Source organism: Keratinibaculum paraultunense (assembly GCF_016767175.1).
GTDB classification, from domain to species: Bacteria; Bacillota; Clostridia; order Tissierellales; family Tepidimicrobiaceae; genus Keratinibaculum; species Keratinibaculum paraultunense.
In genome coordinates this window covers 927421-943476 of the sequence record NZ_CP068564.1, presented here as the reverse complement: position 1 = coordinate 943476, position 16056 = coordinate 927421, and the positions used below count along the sequence as shown (strand labels likewise).

Genomic DNA, 16056 nt, shown 5'->3' with positions numbered 1-16056 from the left:
AAATAAGAAAACTCCATATTGTATTATTATATTTTTTTATTTATTAGGAGGTGGCAATATTGACTGAAGCAAGAGGAAATCAGTTTAGCAGAAAATCTAATTATGATAGTTCATTATTATTTTTCTTTTTACTTTTGGTAATATTATTTTGTGGTTATAACAAATGTGATAAATACTAAAATCCGGAATTTTCCGGATTTTAGTTATTTAAAGCCTTATATAATTTTTCGATTGCCCGTTTTTCAATTCTAGAAACATATGATCTAGAAATACCTAACATATTAGCTATTTCTCTTTGAGTTTTACATATACCATCTATCAATCCATACCTTAATTCAATTATGATCTTTTCTCTATTCTTTAAAACTTGATTTATAGACTGGTATAGTTTTTTCTTTAAAAGTTTAAAATGAACTTCATCTACTACATCATCAACATTTGTACCTAATACATCTAATAAAGATATTTCATTCCCTTCTTTATCTACTCCTATAGGTTCTTGAAGGGACACCTCTAATTTAGATTTTTTATTTGCCCTTATAGTCATAAGAATTTCATTAGCAATAGTATCAGAACGGAAACATTTAATCATAATCAAAACATGTTAAAAGGTGTTTCTGATTTATCTACTATAGGATCTAGTATTAAATATTATAGACTACTTACTTTATTTATGTTATTTAATATGTAAAAAAAGGCATCCAATTGGATGCCTTTAAAGTTTGCCTTAAACCCCTATTTCGGTAAATTATCAATAGCATATTGCGCTTGCTCTTCAGTAAATTTATCTCCATGTTCAGATGTTAATTGTTCAAATAATTCTTTGTCTGACATTGGCATAATTTCTAGATAATTCTTAGCTGCTTCTAACGCTTCCTCATTATAATCCACTTCTACATTTTCAATTGCATATTGGGCAGCTTCTTCTGGATATTGATCCCCGTATTCAGAAGTTAACTGTTCGAACAACCCTCGTTCAGAAAATGCCATTATATCAACATAGTTCTGTGCAGCTTTTAAAGCATTTTTATATTCACGTGGAACATCATCTTTAGCACTTTCTTTAGGTTTTTCGGTTTCTTCTTTTTTCTCTTTTTCTTCTTGCTCTGAGTCTTTAGATGCCACATTGTTCTCTATTTGGCTAGATTCTCCATCTCCAGCAACTTCCTTTTGTGCGTCCTCATCTCCGCCGCTACCTAAAACTGCAATAACAACAATAATAACTAAAAGAATAAACCACCATCTCTTATAAAAGGGTTTCTTTTGCTTTTCATTCATTTAAATTCCTCCTTTTCTTTTTTTATTATATCAAATAGGAGAAAATTAACAATATGAGAAAAAGAAGCCTTGTTTAGGTTCTTATTTAATATTAAATTTTATGATACCTTATTTTGATTTATTTCGTCTTCATACCCGACATAAATCCATCCTTTGTTTAAAAATGCTTTTTCTTTTGACTTGTTAGCTTTAACACCTGCTATTATCCATACTATAAATGCACCAATCCCAAATGTAGGCGCTCCAGCTATTATAGCTATTAATAACCAAGCTATACCTTGCCCAATAAACCCGTTAAATAAATACCATATAGGACCAAAGAAAAAGACTACCCAATTAAACCCATCTTTTACTCTCTCTGTATATCCATTTGCTGGGTTTTTGTAAATTTTATATTTTGCCATTTCTTACCCCCCTTACTTTATTACTTCTACAAGAAAGGAGAAAATCCTCTATTTATTTATCGCAATATTCGACATTATATAAAAACCAAGGACAAATATATATAAATGCTAAAATAAAGTATAAAAATGTATAAAAGTGCAAAATCCAATAAAAACATACAATTTTATTGAGTAATTAAAAATGAAATATAAATTAGTAATGGACATTGAAATTAATTCAGTGGAAAATTTTTAAAAAACTTAGATAGAACAATTAAAAAAGCTTATTTAGAAAATAGATTAGAAACTAGAATAAAGCATTTTGCAAAATATAAATTTTTTATTATTGACGAAATAGGCTATTTATCTATAGGAAAAAAAGAAACTAAAATGTTTTTTCAACTAATTATAAATATCCTTGGCAATTCTTACAAGACTGCTGAGGTCCTATCCATTTATTAAAGATTTATCCATTGCATTTCCTCTTCTATTTTCTTTTTAACTCCTTCTAAAATTTCTATCTTTCTTTCATAACTACAGGGAAGATTATTTATTTCGTTTATAATAAATTCTGATTGAACTTCTGCTATTCTTTCGTTTAACATTTTCCATCCCTCTTTTGTAGTTGGTAAATGGACTTTAACATTCATTTATCTTCCCCTCATTTCTTACTTATTTATATGAGTTTTACGTTTTGTCCTATGCTATTTGAAATTGTCTCTTTCATCCCCCTTGTGGTAAAATATTCTAAAGCACATAATCCAGATATTGTATATGATAGAGATATATCTATGTTTTAGAAGTTCTGAATGATAAAAAAGTAAATTCTAAATACAACAAATTTGTCAAGTTATTTAAATCTAGAGAGGATTAAATGTATACCATAATGTAAAATTTGTACTTGTTACTGCACCTCCTACTGTTTTACTAAATGTAAATCTACTTTCATTAGGTATTTACTTAATGTAAAAGTCAACAATTGTTTTGACATTTTGTAAAAATATATTTTAAAATTTATTTTTTTGATATAATATAATTAATTTACATATTGTGAAAGGTGGTAATCATGAATAACGAATTAGGGAAAAGAATAAAACTTTTAAGAGAAGAAAAAGAATTGTCCCAATTAGAACTTGCTAAAATATTAAATATAAGCAATTCAACCCTTTCTCAATATGAAGCTGGTAATAGAGTCCCAGGAGATGATATAAAAAAGAAAATAGCAGACTTCTTCAATGTATCAGTTGACTTCCTCCTAGGGAGAACTGAAGAAAAAAATCCATATACCAACGATAAAGATTTAGATAAAGTAGATAAATTTCTACTTGAATTAAAAGAAAAAATGGAAAAAGAGGGACTGGAATTTGACGAAACCTCTCCACAGGAATTGATTGAAACTTATAAGTTATTATTAGAATTTAAGAAAAAGATGAAAAAAGAATAAAGGAGTTGAAATCATGAATAATGAAGAAAAGATACTAGAATTATTAAATCAAGTACAAAGCCAAATTAGTAGTTTAGAAAAAAAGGTAGATGATAATCATGTGGAAGTTTTAAATGAACTCCAGGAGATTAAAGAACAAATCCACGAACTAGATACTAAAAATGCTGCTAACCATATTGCTACAAAAACTAAATTAGATAAAATATCAGACGATCTAGACTTCCTTACCCATAAAGAATTCCAAACTGAAAAAGAAATCTTTAATCTAAAGAAAAAAATTGCTAAATAAAATGTACTACTATACAAAGGGAAAGAGGCAACTAACTTGACGGTCAATTGCCTTTTTTACTATCAATTATACACTTTATTACTTCTTTCATTTCTTCCTCTGTAAAATTTATTAATATTTCTAAGATTAAGTTTTTTATGTAGTCTAAATCTTCCACCACCAAGGTCCCTTTTTTGTAATAGTCAGTGGCGAAACGTTATATGAAACGTTTTATATTGATATTACTTTGACTAAAGGTTATGCTAATATAGTAGCTAAAGGAATTACTAAATATATTATAAAAAGTGGTTATTGATATTATTGATTTAAGTGTAGTATAAAATATTTTTAAAAAAGAAAGGAAATTAGTTATGGTTTTTTTCTTTAAATCTAAAAAAAGAAAAGAAGCTGAATTTATGGCTCCTCAATGGATAAAACAAATTAATGAAAGTGCCAACTTGGTTAATAACACCAAGAATCCTGATACCTTTTTCTCTAGATACGAATTCATGATTAGCAAAGTTAAAGATCTGATTAGTGCCCAAAAGTATTTAAGATTCAAAGGTGATAAACCTATTGATATGCTTAAACAGATTAATGATAAAAAAATATATACAATAAATGATTTCATTGATAGATACTATAACGATATTGTAAATCAGATTAATAAACTTAAAACTGAGAAAGCAAAACAAAAAAGAGTTGATAAATTTTATTCATCCTTAATTCCGTACTTTGACCAAATGGAACAAGAAAATATAGATAAAATAAAAGAATTACATACTAATTTAAAAAATAATAATGCTCTTGAATCAAAGGAAAATGTAAATTTACCTGAAAAAGACCCAAAATAGACCTCTCTCAAATTGACTGGTATATAATGATATCATTTGGAAAATCAACATCAAAAAGTTATAATAAAGCTGTTTATCTAGCTAAAAATAGTCCAAAATATGATGAGGTTGTAGATGAAGATGGTAATATAACCCATACCGCTACTTATACAAGTTCCAAGAGAGACTTCTTAGATTTTATTGTTTTATATGATCTAGTTTCTAACTGGAAGTCTACCTTTTTCATAATAAATGGTGATTTAGTTGATAAAAAAACAGTTGGTAAAATTAAATATTGTTATGGAGATAAATGTAGAAGTGTAAAATCTAATTTTTGTTATGGTGCAAGCTACATGACAGTTAACCCTTTTGGATGTCATAGACTCCAAATAAGTCAGTGTAATAATCCATGGTGGGAATATTATGTTCAAGAAGGTAGCCATTATAAATTAGATAGAGACAAACTTTATAAAAGAATAGAATTAACAAAAGAAACATTTAAATACTGCCCATCATTTAATATTGAAAATATCATGAATGTAGCTATGTCATTTCCTCTTATATTAAAGAAAAATGAATATAAAGAGATAGTTAAAAAAGAAAGCAACATATACTTATAATAAAAAGGTAAGAGGATTCGAATATACTATTTTTTCATTGAAACAACTTCAACAATCTAAATGCAGTTATAGAGCGTGAAAAACTCAATTTCCCATCTACAAATCGTGTAAACTGTATACATTCTGATTTTCACTTGACAAATACCGTTGTTGAATATCATAGGAATGATGTTCAACAACGGTTATATTCTTTGTAAATTATTAATACCCTTGATCATCTAGGGAAATTTTCAATTAGAATTTGGAGTACTTTTAGAATATCATAAACATGGCCCTTTTTGCAATATAATAAACATATAACTACTAATGAGGTGATCCAATGAAAATAGCGATTTATTCCAGGAAAAGTAAATATACTGGCAAAGGCGAAAGCATTCAAAACCAAATAGAAATGTGCAAAGATTATTGTAACAAACATTTTGACCAATGCGAATTTATTATTTATGAAGATGAAGGTTTCTCAGGTGGAGACAAAGATAGACCACAATTTAAATCGATGATGTCTGACGCTAAAAAAGGAAAATTTGAAACTGTGGTTTGCTACAGACTTGATAGAATCTCTAGGAATGTCTTAGATTTCTCTCAGACATTAGAAGAATTAAATAATAAAAACATATCATTTATTTCAATAAATGAACAGTTTGATACATCTACCCCAATAGGAAGAGCCATGACTTATATTGCCACTGTATTTGCTCAACTAGAAAGAGAAACTATAGCAGAAAGAATAAGAGACAATATGATACAATTAGCCAAGACTGGCAGGTGGCTTGGTGGAGTTACCCCTACTGGTTTTGATTCTAAAGAAGTTATATATATAGATCCATCAGGCAAGGAAAGAAAAATGTTTAAGCTCACTCCAATTCCCGAGGAAATAAAGATAATCCGACTTATATATTCAAAATTCTTAGAATTAGATTCATTAACTCAATTAGAAACTTTTTGTATACAGAATGATATAAAAACTAAAAATGGCAATGATTATACCAGGTTTACTTTGAGATCCATCTTAACTAATCCTGTCTATGCTACAGCTGATGAAGATACATATAATTACTTTGTTGATAATGATTATGAAGTATATGCTGATTTAAATGAATTTACAGGTAATAAAGGTATTATGGCATATAATAAGACTATTCAAAAGAAAAACACTACCAATAAGCTCAGGGATAGTTCAGAATGGATTATAGCAGTAGGCAAACATCCTGGGATAATAAAAGGTAGTGATTGGGTGAGGGTACAAAATATGATTGAGAGAAATAGATCTAAAACTTTTAGAAAAGTTAAAAATTCAGAATCATTACTATCAGGCATATTAAGATGTGGTAATTGTGGTAGTTTTATGAGACCAAAAATGGGACGTGTAAATAAGGACGGGATCCAGGCTTTTTATTATATATGTGAATTGAAAGAAAAAAGCAAAAGAGAAAAATGTAATATCAAAAACATAAAGGGTAATGATCTGGACCAACTTGTTATAGATGAACTAAAAAAACTATCCTATGAAGGCTCTACCTTGTCCAGAAAGATAGAAAAGGATAGAGTTAGTATAACTAGTACCCAAAGTAGTTTAAAGACTGAAATAGACGAAATAAAGGCTAGTATAGATAATAATGATAAAGCTATAGCTAATTTAATAAATTCTTTGTCAGAGGGTCAAGAATCCAGTGCTGCTAAATACATAATTAATCAAATAGATGAATTAGATAAAAAGAATTCAAAATTAAAGAAAAGATTATTGGAACTTAAAGAAAAAAGAGAATCTAATTATCTAAAAGAAAATGATATAGAAATTATAGACGATATAATGACTAAATTTGCTACCATGATAGATACTGCAGATGTAATCCAGAAAAGGAATTTAATTAGGTCCGTAGTAGACAAAATTATCTGGGATGGAGAGGACATAGATATTGTTCTGTTTGGTGCTGATTCTAAAAAAAAGCAATAGAAATGTTTCCACAATGTGACTATAGCATTTTCAATACAACGTGCTGCATAAGTAGCTAATCTCGTACCCTTTTCCATGTCAAAAGTTGATATAGCCTTAATTAGTCCTATAGTACCTATAGAAATTAAATCATCTATATCATAACCGGTATTGTAATATTTTTTAACTATATGAGCAACTAATCTTAAATTTCTTTCAACAAGTATATTACGAGCTTTTTCATCTCCTTGCGAGTATAATTTTAAATAGTATTCTTCCTCTTCTTTAGTAAGTGGATTTGGAAAAGAACTAGTATTTGTTATATAACTAGAAAACAATAAAAAAATCTCTGTAAATTCTCTTAGTAAATACAAAAGATAAGTAAACATAAGGCACCCCCATTTCCCCTATATTAAAGTATATGAAATAAGGGTAGTGAAGGTGCAAGTCCTACCTATTAATCTTATAAATCTCTTTTACAATTTCTTCAAAAATAGATACTGCTACTTTAGAACCAGAAAAACTTTCTTCTACAAATACCGTAATTACATATTTTGGTTTTAGCTTAGGGTAAAAACCTGAAAACCACCCATGAATAGTTTCTTTTCTATTCAGCACAGCTTGAGCAGAACCAGTTTTCCCACCTGCTCCTCCAATATGTTTCAAATTCATACTTCTTGCTGTTCCATTCTCTACTACATCTATCATAAAATTTTGTACAATTTCTGCTATATATTGAGATACAACTCTCTCGCCATTATTCCTTTTAAATTCTTTTATCATATATCCATCTTTAGTCGTTATACCATCTACTATAGTCATATCCTTCTTTATCCCTTTGTTTGCTATTATCATCATCATATTGGTTACCTGAAGAGGTGTAAGCTCAATACTACCTTGCCCTATTGAAATATTGCCAATTGCTGGTCCTTTCAATTCTTCTCCTTTAGGTAAGTTTCCTTCTACTTCTTCAATAAGTCCTATATTTATCTTCTTCCCCATTCCTAATTTTTCTGCCATATAAATAATGCTATCCCCGCCAATTTCCTGCCCCAGTTGAATAAATGCACAATTACAAGATTTTGAAAAAGCATCTTTCAATCCTATATATCCATGTCCTCTTCCATTATTACATTTTATTGGCACGTTATTTATTTGCTCATAACCACTACAATAAAACACTTTATCTAAATAAGAAATATCTTTTTCTAAAGCAGCTAATAATACCACTGTTTTAAATAAAGATCCTGGAGGATTAGCAACTTGAATAGCTTTATTATATAAAGCCATATCTTCTCTATTTAAGTATTCATCTATCTCATTTTGATTAAAATTTGGTCTACTAGCCATAGCTCTAATATCTCCAGTATCCACATCAGCTACTATTACTGACCCTTTAATTTTATTTTTATCTAATACATTTTCAACAATCTTTTGAATATGATAATCTATAGTTAATTTAACTGCCTTTGGATCCATAGTATTCTTATTCTGGGATACTTCATACTCTCCATTAAGTATAATTTTTTTTGCTTTATCTACTTCTAAATAAAGTGAATAACTATCACTATCTCTTAAAATCTCATCATATGCTTTTTCAATACCTGATTCTCCTCTATTTTCTGCCTTATTTATATATCCAATCACGTGAGCAAGCATACTATCGTTTTCATATCTAATAGTTTTATTTTCAATAAATATTTTTTCTTCATTAGGACTTGTTACTTCTAAATTTAAAGGTATTTCTATTATAGAATTTTTATTTTGAATATATTTTTCCAATTGCTTTTCATCAAATTCTGAATTATCTATAATAAATTGTTTTAATTTTTCATCTTCTAATATGCTATCTTTATAAAAAAAAGCAGTAGGAATCACTTCTCTATTGGTAAGAGGTATTAAATTTCTATCATATATAATCCCCCTATTGGGATATAAACTAATTTCATGACTTCTCTGTTTTAAAGCTTGAATTTTTAATTTTTCATGTTCTCCAATTTGAATATATACTAATCGTAAAATTAATAAAGAAAATAATAAAGAAGAAATAATTAACATTTTAATAATTCTATTATTTACTATATTTTTCCTGTATCTATTCATAAAAAAACCTCCCTGCTATTAGTTATAGTATTGCCTAATTGCAGGGAAGCTATTACTTTATTTGCCTAATATAGAATTAATTTTAGTTACAATTATATCTATTGCAACTTTATTATAACCCCCTTCAGGTATAATTATGTCAGCATGTTTCTTACTTGGTTCAACAAATTGCATGTGAGCAGGTCTAACAGTTGTCATATACTGATTAATAACTGAATCTAAAGTTCTTCCTCTTTCTTTCATATCCCTTTCTATTCTTCTTATAACTCTTACATCAGAATCAGTATCTACAAATATTTTAATATCACATAAGTTACGAATTTCTTCATCAGCTAATATAAGTATTCCTTCTAATATTATAATTTCTTTGGGATAAACCGTTATAGTTTCTTTTTTTCTAGTATGGCGTTCAAAATCATATATTGGCTTTTCAATAGGTTTTCTGTTTAATAAATCCTTAAGATGTTGAATAAGTAGATCATTGTCAAAAGCAAAGGGATGATCATAATTAGTTTTTACCCTTTCTTCAAAAGAAAGATGACTTTGATCCTTGTAATAAGAATCTTGTTCTATAATAGCAACGTTTTTTTCGTGAATAGACTTTAATATTTCTGTAGATACAGTAGATTTACCTGAACCGGTTCCGCCTGTAATACCAATTAATAAAGGTTTTTTCATATATATCAACCCTCTATACTCTTTCTAATAATATCCCATTTATTAACTTTATTATCCATCTTCATTTTAATTATTTGTTGAGGATGAGGTGCCACATCTATCTCGTTTCCTTCCTCGTCCCACATTTTTTCAATAATCTGAGTAAAATGTTTTCTTCCAGGTCCGAATACTTCAATCTCATCACCAACAAACATTCTATTTCTCTGTTCTATTGTAGCCAATTTTGTATCTTCATCATAATCTAGTACAAGACCAACAAAATCATATTTTCTAATGTAAGAACTTGATGTATACACTTGATCTTCTTCTGTAGGTTTACCAAAATAAAAACCCGTTGTAAAATCTCGATAACTAGCTTTTTTTATTTCATCAATCCAACTTTCATCAAATGTATAATTATCTGGATCTTTAAAATATTCATCTATAGCCATCCTATAAGATCTTACCACAGTTGCTACATAATAGGAACTTTTTACCCTTCCCTCAATTTTAAAGGATTTAATTCCTGCTTTTACAAGATCAGGTATATACTCAATCATACAAAGATCTTTAGAATTAAATATAAATGTACCCTTATCTCCCTCTACTATTGGGAAATACTCTCCTGGTCTTTTTTCTTCCATTAGATAATACTTCCATCTACAAGGATGAGCACAATCCCCTCTATTTGCATCTCTTCCAACCATATAGTTACTCAATAAACATCTGCCTGAATAAGATATACACATAGCACCATGAACAAAAGTTTCTATTTCTAAATCTTTGGGAGCCTTTTTTATTATTTCTTCTATTTCATTTAAGGATAATTCTCTAGCCAATACAATTCTTCTAATACCTAAATTATACCAAAACATTACGGTTTCGTAATTGGTAACACTAGCTTGTGTACTTAAATGAATAGGAAGTTCTGGAACAGTTCTATTTATTACTGAAAATATTCCTGGATCTGATACTATTACTCCATCCACTCCCATATCATATAATTTTTTTGAATATTCTTCTAATCCAATTAAATCTTCATTATGGGGAATAATATTCATGGTTATATATACTTTCTTATCTTTTTCATGAGCAAAATCTACTCCTTCTTTAATCTCATCTTCGGTAAAATTTTTAGAGGCCTTTCTAAGACCAAATTGTTCCCCACCTAAATATACTGCATCTGCACCATAGATTATAGCCATTTTCAACTTTTCTAAATCTCCAGCTGGTGCCAATAATTCTGGTTTTTGCAAAATATTTCACTCCTCTCTATAAGTTAATGCTACTCCATCCCCAATGGGTATAATACATGACGTATATCCTTCTATATGGTTTATATACTTTAAATACGCTCTCAAACGTTTAACTATTGTTTTTTTTCTTCTTACAACCAGTTTATCAGAAGCAACCATGCCTTTGAATAATACATTGTCTGATACTATCAAACCACCTTTTTTAGTTAAATCCATACACCAATTAAAAAAACGTAAATACTGCCCTTTAGCTGCATCTAAAAACACAAAATCATATTCTTCTTTAAGATTTGGTAGTATATTCTCTGCTTCACCATAAAGTATTTTTATATTATCCTTATATATAGTATTGTTTATGTTTTTTTCAGCTATTTTTACCATATCTTTCCTTCGTTCAATAGTAGTAATATAACAATTCCCTTCTGTTGCTTCAGCCATTACTAATGCAGAATAACCTATAGCAGTTCCTACTTCTAATATTCTTTTAGGTTTGTGAATTTTTATTAATACTCTTAATAATTGTGCTACTTCCCTCTCTACTATAGGAATATTATATTCTTCTGCATAATTTTCTAATTTTTGTAGGTATAAATTACTTTCAGGTAATATACTTCGTATATAATCTTCAATATATTCTTCATTTATATAATTCAATCTATATCTAGCCTCCTTGGCAAAAATAATACGTGGTTAACCACGTATTATTTTTTAGGTTTTGCTTTTAAATGTTCTTCATAGGTTCTAGAAAAAATATGTCCTCCAGTTCCATCTTCCTTTGTACGAAAATACAAATAATCTACATCAGCTGGATTTACTGCTGCAATTAATGACTTCTCTCCAGGTGATGCTATAGGGGTTGGAGGTAATCCCTCATGTATATAAGTATTATATTCCGAATCTATTTTTAGATCCTTTTTTGATAATACTTCCTTCCGTTCACCTAATGCATATTGAACAGTAGCACAAGACTCCAATAACATTCCTTTATTCAAACGATTGTGAAATACTGCAGATATAAGTTCCCTTTCTTCATCTAGTTTACTTTCTCTCTCTATAATAGAAGCCAAAGTGACCACTTCGTTTACAGTAAAATCATATTTATCCATATGAGGTCTAACACTTCTTTCAAACACCTCTTCAAATTTAGAAAGCATTTTATCTATTATATCTTCTTCTGTTGTGTTTGTATATATTTCATAGGTAGAAGGAAATAAAAATCCTTCCAAGCATTGTCCTTCTTTCAATTCCTTTAAAATAGGATGCTTATCTTCAAAATATTTCTTATTAGATGTTAATTCTAAAAAACGTTCCTTATCTACAACACCTTCGTTAGCTAACTTATCTGCTATTTGTTGTATTTCATATCCTTCTGGAATGGTAAATCTTATTACGTTTTCATTTTTTCCACCTTTAGTTAGCTCATCAATTATTTTATATATGTCCATATCTGTGCTTAATATATATTTCCCTGCTTTTAATTCTTCACCTATATCACTTTTTTTTACTGCAATTTTAAATATTAATTCACTTTTAATTAAGCCTTTTTCCTTCAATATATTAGCTATCCTATTTGAACTACTACCAAAAGGTATTTCAACAGAGACATCCTTTGGATTCTCAATATCTACTGCAGTAAATCCCCAATCGTAATATACCTTCCCCACTATTAAAATACCAACTATTAAAATTAAGATGATTAATATTCTCTTAATCTTGTTTTTTTTCTTTACATTAGTAGTTTCTAACACAATAATCCACCTCTGAATAAGTAGTTATCTATTTCATTTCTTTCCATAATTTTTTTGTAAAATGTAGATAACTAAATATATTATTTAATCACTATTAATCTTCTTCTAAATCTATAGCTTCTCCAATAATATTGTTTATATCATGAACTAGCTGGCTAAACCTCATTTCTGCTATAAAATAGTCCTTTATAATTGGATTAAGTATCAGCACATCTTCTAATTTTTTCAACTTATCTAATTCCGATTCATCAACTTCCTTACCAGAAAATTGATCCATCTGCAATTTAAATAATTTCTCTTGAAAATCCTCAACCATTTTTTTATTCTTTTCATCAGAACAGAGAATTTTTCTTTTTTCTTTGTAAAGTTTATATTCCTCTGATGCTCTTATTGCCTTTGCTAACTTATGAGCTTGGTCATAAACATTAGACATATTTATACCTCCTAATTAATTATTATAAATGATTTTATGATACATAATAGCAATGATACCATGTTAATTAAATATTATATCATTAATCTATAATATTGAACAGGTATAAAAATAATAGTCCTAGCTTTAAGCTAGGACTATTATTATACTTCCATTATAATAGGCAGTATCATTGGATTTCTCTTTATCTTTTCATATATAAAACTTCTTAATGCATTACGCATACTAGATTTTAATGTAGCCCAATCGGTTATATGACGTTTTTCACATTCTGTTAAAACATCTCTTACTACCTTTCTTGCTTCTTCCATTAAATCCTCAGATTCCCTCACATATACAAATCCTCTTGATATAATATCTGGACCTGCAATTACTTTTCCATCTTGCTTACTAATAGTAACAACAACTACTATCAATCCATCTTCAGAAAGATGTTTTCTATCTCTTAAAACAATATTTCCTACATCTCCCACTCCAAGACCATCTACTAAAATATTACCTGCTTGAACTGATTGCCCCATATTCGCAGAATTTTTAGTAAATTCTATCACAGAACCATTTTTAGCTAAAAATATATTTTCCTTAGGCATTCCTAGCTCAATTGCTAATTCTTCATGCCTTTTGAGATGTCTATATTCGCCATGAACGGGTATAAAATATTTCGGATTTAATAATGTATGGATTAATTTTAATTCTTCTTGACACGCATGTCCTGAGACATGAACATCTGCTAATGATTCATATATAACCTTCGTTCCAATTTCCATTAATCTATTAATAATTCCTGATACAGTCTTCTCATTACCTGGTATAGGGCTTGCAGAAATTACTACTAAATCCCCTGGTACCAACTCTATTTTTCTATGCTCTGAAAATGCCATTCTAGTTAAAGCAGACATAGGCTCTCCTTGACTTCCTGTAGTAAGGATTACTATTTGGTTACTAGAATATCTATCCATGTCATTTATATCTATTATGGTACTTTCTTGTACTCGTAAATATCCTAATTCCTTAGCTACATTAGTAGTGTTTATCATGCTTCTTCCAGATAATACAACTTTTCTATTAAACATTTCTGCTGCATCTATAACTTGTTGTATTCTATGAACATTAGAAGCAAAAGTTGCAACAATTATCCTTTGAGGAGCTTTTAAAAATATATCATTGAAAGTATCCCCCACAGTCTTTTCCGACATAGTATATCCAGGTCTCTCCACATTAGTACTATCTGCCAATAAAGCTAATACACCCTTCTTCCCTATTTCCGCAAATTTATGAAGATCTATTAAATTACCATTGATAGGTGTATAATCTATTTTGAAATCTCCAGTATGGACTACCATACCAACAGGTGTATCTATAGCCAATGCAACGCTATCAGGTATGCTATGACTTGTTTTTATAAATTCTATTTTAAAACAACCTAATTTAATTATATCACCAGCTCTTACTTCATTTAATTTTACATTATTCAACTTATGCTCTTTCAATTTGTTTTCTACAAGTCCTAAAGTTAACTTAGTTCCATAAATAGGAACATTGAGCTTCTTTAAAACATAAGGTAATCCTCCAATATGATCCTCATGCCCATGAGTTAAAACTATACCTCTTATCTTTTCTTTGTTTTTAAATAAATAAGTTATGTCCGGTATAACTACATCAATTCCAAGCATCTCATCCTCTGGAAAACTCATACCGCAATCAACTATAACTATATCATCCTTATATTCAAATATAGTAATATTTTTCCCTACTTCTCCTAATCCACCTAGTGGAATAATTTTTAATTTGTTTGGTTTTTTTGCCACTCTATCATCTCCTTTAAACATTAATTTCTTCATTTATTATTAAAATTCTCAATCATTGAAATAATATTTTGTACAACCTAAAAAAATAAATCCCTAAATGGGATTTACTCTTGGCACCTATTACAGTATCCAAAAAATTTCACATTATGATCTACTATTTTAAAACCATTTTCATTTTCGATTTCGTTTTCTAAGTTTTCTAATAGATCTAATTTTACTTCTATCACCTTCCCACATTTTAGGCAAATCAAATGATGATGATGATGATTCTCAGAATTACAATTTAGCTCGTATCTGTTATAGCCATCATCAAAATTTAATCTATATATTATATTTAACTTTTCTAATAATTGTAATGTCCTATAAACCGTAGCTATACCGATCTCTGGATATTTCTTCTTTACTATGTCGTAAATCTCCTCAGGGCTTAGATGTTTTTCATGATTTTCAACAATTGCATCCAATATAGCCCTTCTCTGAGTAGTAAGCTTATATCCCTCCTCTTTAAATATTTCTTTAATCTCATCCATATTAATATCCATATTTTCACCCGCTTATTATTCTATATTATAGAATACTAGTAGATATACTATTTGTCAACCATTTACATCTACTGAAGCTTTTCCCTTTGTATTTCTTCATAAACCTCTATTACTTCATTAAACTCTTTTTCGTCATCAATACCTACCAACATTAAGTCTCCATCTTCATCATATTCTATGCGAAGTAAATAGGTTAATGATTCCATATCACCAACTGGCAATAAAGCTGCATAATCTACATCGTCTATACCAAAAGTTGATAACACTTGAAATTCTATTTCGTTTCCCATTTCATCTAATAAAACTATTGTATCATTCATATTCTCACCTCTTTAATTCCTATCAAGATAAGTCTGTAATATATAAGTTGCAGCTACCTTATCTATAACTTTTTTTCTATTTTTTCTACTTACATCTCCTTCTATTAACATTTTTTCAGCTGCTACTGTAGTAAGTCTTTCATCTTCTAGTATTATATCTACATCTATCCTTTTTTTTAATTTTTTTACAAAGTTTAATACTTTCTCTCCTTGGGGACCTATAGTATTATTCATATTTTTAGGCAGTCCAACTACTATCTTAGTTACATTATATTTTTGTATAATATCTTCTATTTCTTTTATATCATCGTTAATATTTTTTCGCTTTATGGTTTTAAGACCTTGAGCTGTAATTTTTAAAGGATCGCTTAATGCAACTCCTATAGTTTTATCGCCTACATCTAATCCCATTATTCTTTCCATATATCTC

Annotated in this window: 20 protein-coding genes and 1 pseudogene; 6 read left to right on the top strand and 15 right to left on the bottom strand. The window is 28.8% G+C overall.

Annotated features, from left to right (window positions below; translation table 11 throughout):
• Positions 1-199 precede the first annotated feature (199 nt).
• The 3 genes from JL105_RS04590 to JL105_RS04580 form a co-directional block, all read right to left on the bottom strand.
• On the bottom strand, positions 200-592 hold the full coding sequence (locus JL105_RS04590; RefSeq protein ID WP_132026063.1) for a sigma-70 family RNA polymerase sigma factor: 393 nt from the start codon (positions 590-592) through the stop codon (positions 200-202).
• Positions 593-735: 143 nt separating this feature from the next.
• A complete protein-coding gene (locus JL105_RS04585) occupies positions 736-1278 on the bottom strand; it encodes an Ltp family lipoprotein (RefSeq protein WP_132026061.1) in 543 nt (180 codons plus the stop codon).
• 98 nt (positions 1279-1376) lie between these two features.
• A complete protein-coding gene (locus JL105_RS04580) occupies positions 1377-1682 on the bottom strand; it encodes a DUF2628 domain-containing protein (protein WP_132026059.1) in 306 nt (101 codons plus the stop codon).
• Positions 1683-1934: 252 nt separating this feature from the next.
• Here JL105_RS04580 and JL105_RS11540 point away from each other — a divergent pair, with 252 nt between their 5' ends.
• Entirely contained in the window at positions 1935-2123 is a 189-nt protein-coding gene (locus JL105_RS11540) for an ATP-binding protein (RefSeq protein WP_132026283.1), read from the top strand.
• Here the strand turns inward: JL105_RS11540 and JL105_RS04570 are convergent.
• Complete coding sequence (locus JL105_RS04570; RefSeq protein ID WP_132026057.1) at positions 2120-2311, bottom strand: hypothetical protein; 192 nt, start codon at positions 2309-2311, stop codon at positions 2120-2122. The genes JL105_RS11540 and JL105_RS04570 overlap by 4 nt on opposite strands.
• Positions 2312-2727: 416 nt before the next feature.
• Between JL105_RS04570 and JL105_RS04565 the strand changes: the two genes are divergently transcribed.
• The 5 genes from JL105_RS04565 (at position 2728) to JL105_RS11415 (ending at position 6780) form a co-directional block, all read left to right on the top strand.
• Positions 2728-3105: a helix-turn-helix domain-containing protein gene (locus tag JL105_RS04565; protein ID WP_132026055.1), complete on the top strand. Its 378-nt coding sequence runs from the start codon at positions 2728-2730 to the stop codon at positions 3103-3105.
• Between the two features lie 13 nt (positions 3106-3118).
• Positions 3119-3394 (top strand): hypothetical protein, encoded by a 276-nt coding sequence (locus JL105_RS04560; RefSeq protein ID WP_132026053.1) that lies wholly within the window; start codon positions 3119-3121, stop codon positions 3392-3394.
• A gap of 350 nt (positions 3395-3744) precedes the next feature.
• The gene (locus JL105_RS04555; protein WP_132026051.1) at positions 3745-4227 is read left to right on the top strand and encodes a hypothetical protein; all 483 of its coding nucleotides are present in this window, start codon (positions 3745-3747) and stop codon (positions 4225-4227) included.
• Between the two features lie 26 nt (positions 4228-4253).
• On the top strand, positions 4254-4826 hold the full coding sequence (locus JL105_RS04550) for a hypothetical protein (RefSeq protein ID WP_132026049.1): 573 nt from the start codon (positions 4254-4256) through the stop codon (positions 4824-4826).
• 319 nt (positions 4827-5145) lie between these two features.
• A complete protein-coding gene (locus JL105_RS11415; protein WP_132026047.1) occupies positions 5146-6780 on the top strand; it encodes a recombinase family protein in 1635 nt (544 codons plus the stop codon).
• A 68-nt stretch (positions 6781-6848) separates the two neighbouring features.
• Here JL105_RS11415 and JL105_RS11410 read toward each other — a convergent pair.
• The 11 genes and pseudogenes from JL105_RS11410 to ruvX all read right to left on the bottom strand — a co-directional run.
• Positions 6849-7148 (bottom strand): annotated as a pseudogene (locus JL105_RS11410) (sigma factor); the annotation flags it as partial.
• A gap of 61 nt (positions 7149-7209) precedes the next feature.
• Entirely contained in the window at positions 7210-8862 is a 1653-nt protein-coding gene (locus JL105_RS04540; protein ID WP_132026043.1) for a peptidoglycan D,D-transpeptidase FtsI family protein, read from the bottom strand.
• Positions 8863-8919: 57 nt separating this feature from the next.
• Positions 8920-9540, bottom strand: a complete 621-nt coding sequence (gene udk / locus JL105_RS04535; protein ID WP_132026041.1) for a uridine kinase — start codon at positions 9538-9540, stop codon at positions 8920-8922.
• 5 nt (positions 9541-9545) lie between these two features.
• A complete protein-coding gene (locus JL105_RS04530) occupies positions 9546-10775 on the bottom strand; it encodes a peptidase U32 family protein (protein ID WP_132026039.1) in 1230 nt (409 codons plus the stop codon).
• Positions 10776-10781: 6 nt separating this feature from the next.
• The gene (locus tag JL105_RS04525) at positions 10782-11429 is read right to left on the bottom strand and encodes an O-methyltransferase (RefSeq protein WP_132026037.1); all 648 of its coding nucleotides are present in this window, start codon (positions 11427-11429) and stop codon (positions 10782-10784) included.
• A gap of 47 nt (positions 11430-11476) precedes the next feature.
• Positions 11477-12523, bottom strand: coding sequence for an endolytic transglycosylase MltG (gene mltG, locus JL105_RS04520; protein WP_158279974.1), 1047 nt, complete (start codon positions 12521-12523; stop codon positions 11477-11479).
• A gap of 94 nt (positions 12524-12617) precedes the next feature.
• Complete coding sequence (locus tag JL105_RS04515) at positions 12618-12956, bottom strand: YlbF/YmcA family competence regulator (RefSeq protein WP_132026033.1); 339 nt, start codon at positions 12954-12956, stop codon at positions 12618-12620.
• A gap of 143 nt (positions 12957-13099) precedes the next feature.
• Positions 13100-14764: a ribonuclease J gene (locus JL105_RS04510; RefSeq protein WP_132026031.1), complete on the bottom strand. Its 1665-nt coding sequence runs from the start codon at positions 14762-14764 to the stop codon at positions 13100-13102.
• 104 nt (positions 14765-14868) lie between these two features.
• Positions 14869-15306 carry a Fur family transcriptional regulator gene (locus tag JL105_RS04505; protein ID WP_202690624.1) on the bottom strand — a complete coding sequence of 146 codons (438 nt, stop codon included), beginning with the start codon at positions 15304-15306 and terminating at the stop codon, positions 14869-14871.
• Between the two features lie 68 nt (positions 15307-15374).
• The gene (locus JL105_RS04500) at positions 15375-15626 is read right to left on the bottom strand and encodes a DUF1292 domain-containing protein (RefSeq protein ID WP_132026029.1); all 252 of its coding nucleotides are present in this window, start codon (positions 15624-15626) and stop codon (positions 15375-15377) included.
• Positions 15627-15638: 12 nt separating this feature from the next.
• The gene (gene ruvX / locus JL105_RS04495) at positions 15639-16049 is read right to left on the bottom strand and encodes a Holliday junction resolvase RuvX (protein WP_132026027.1); all 411 of its coding nucleotides are present in this window, start codon (positions 16047-16049) and stop codon (positions 15639-15641) included.
• Positions 16050-16056 lie beyond the last annotated feature (7 nt).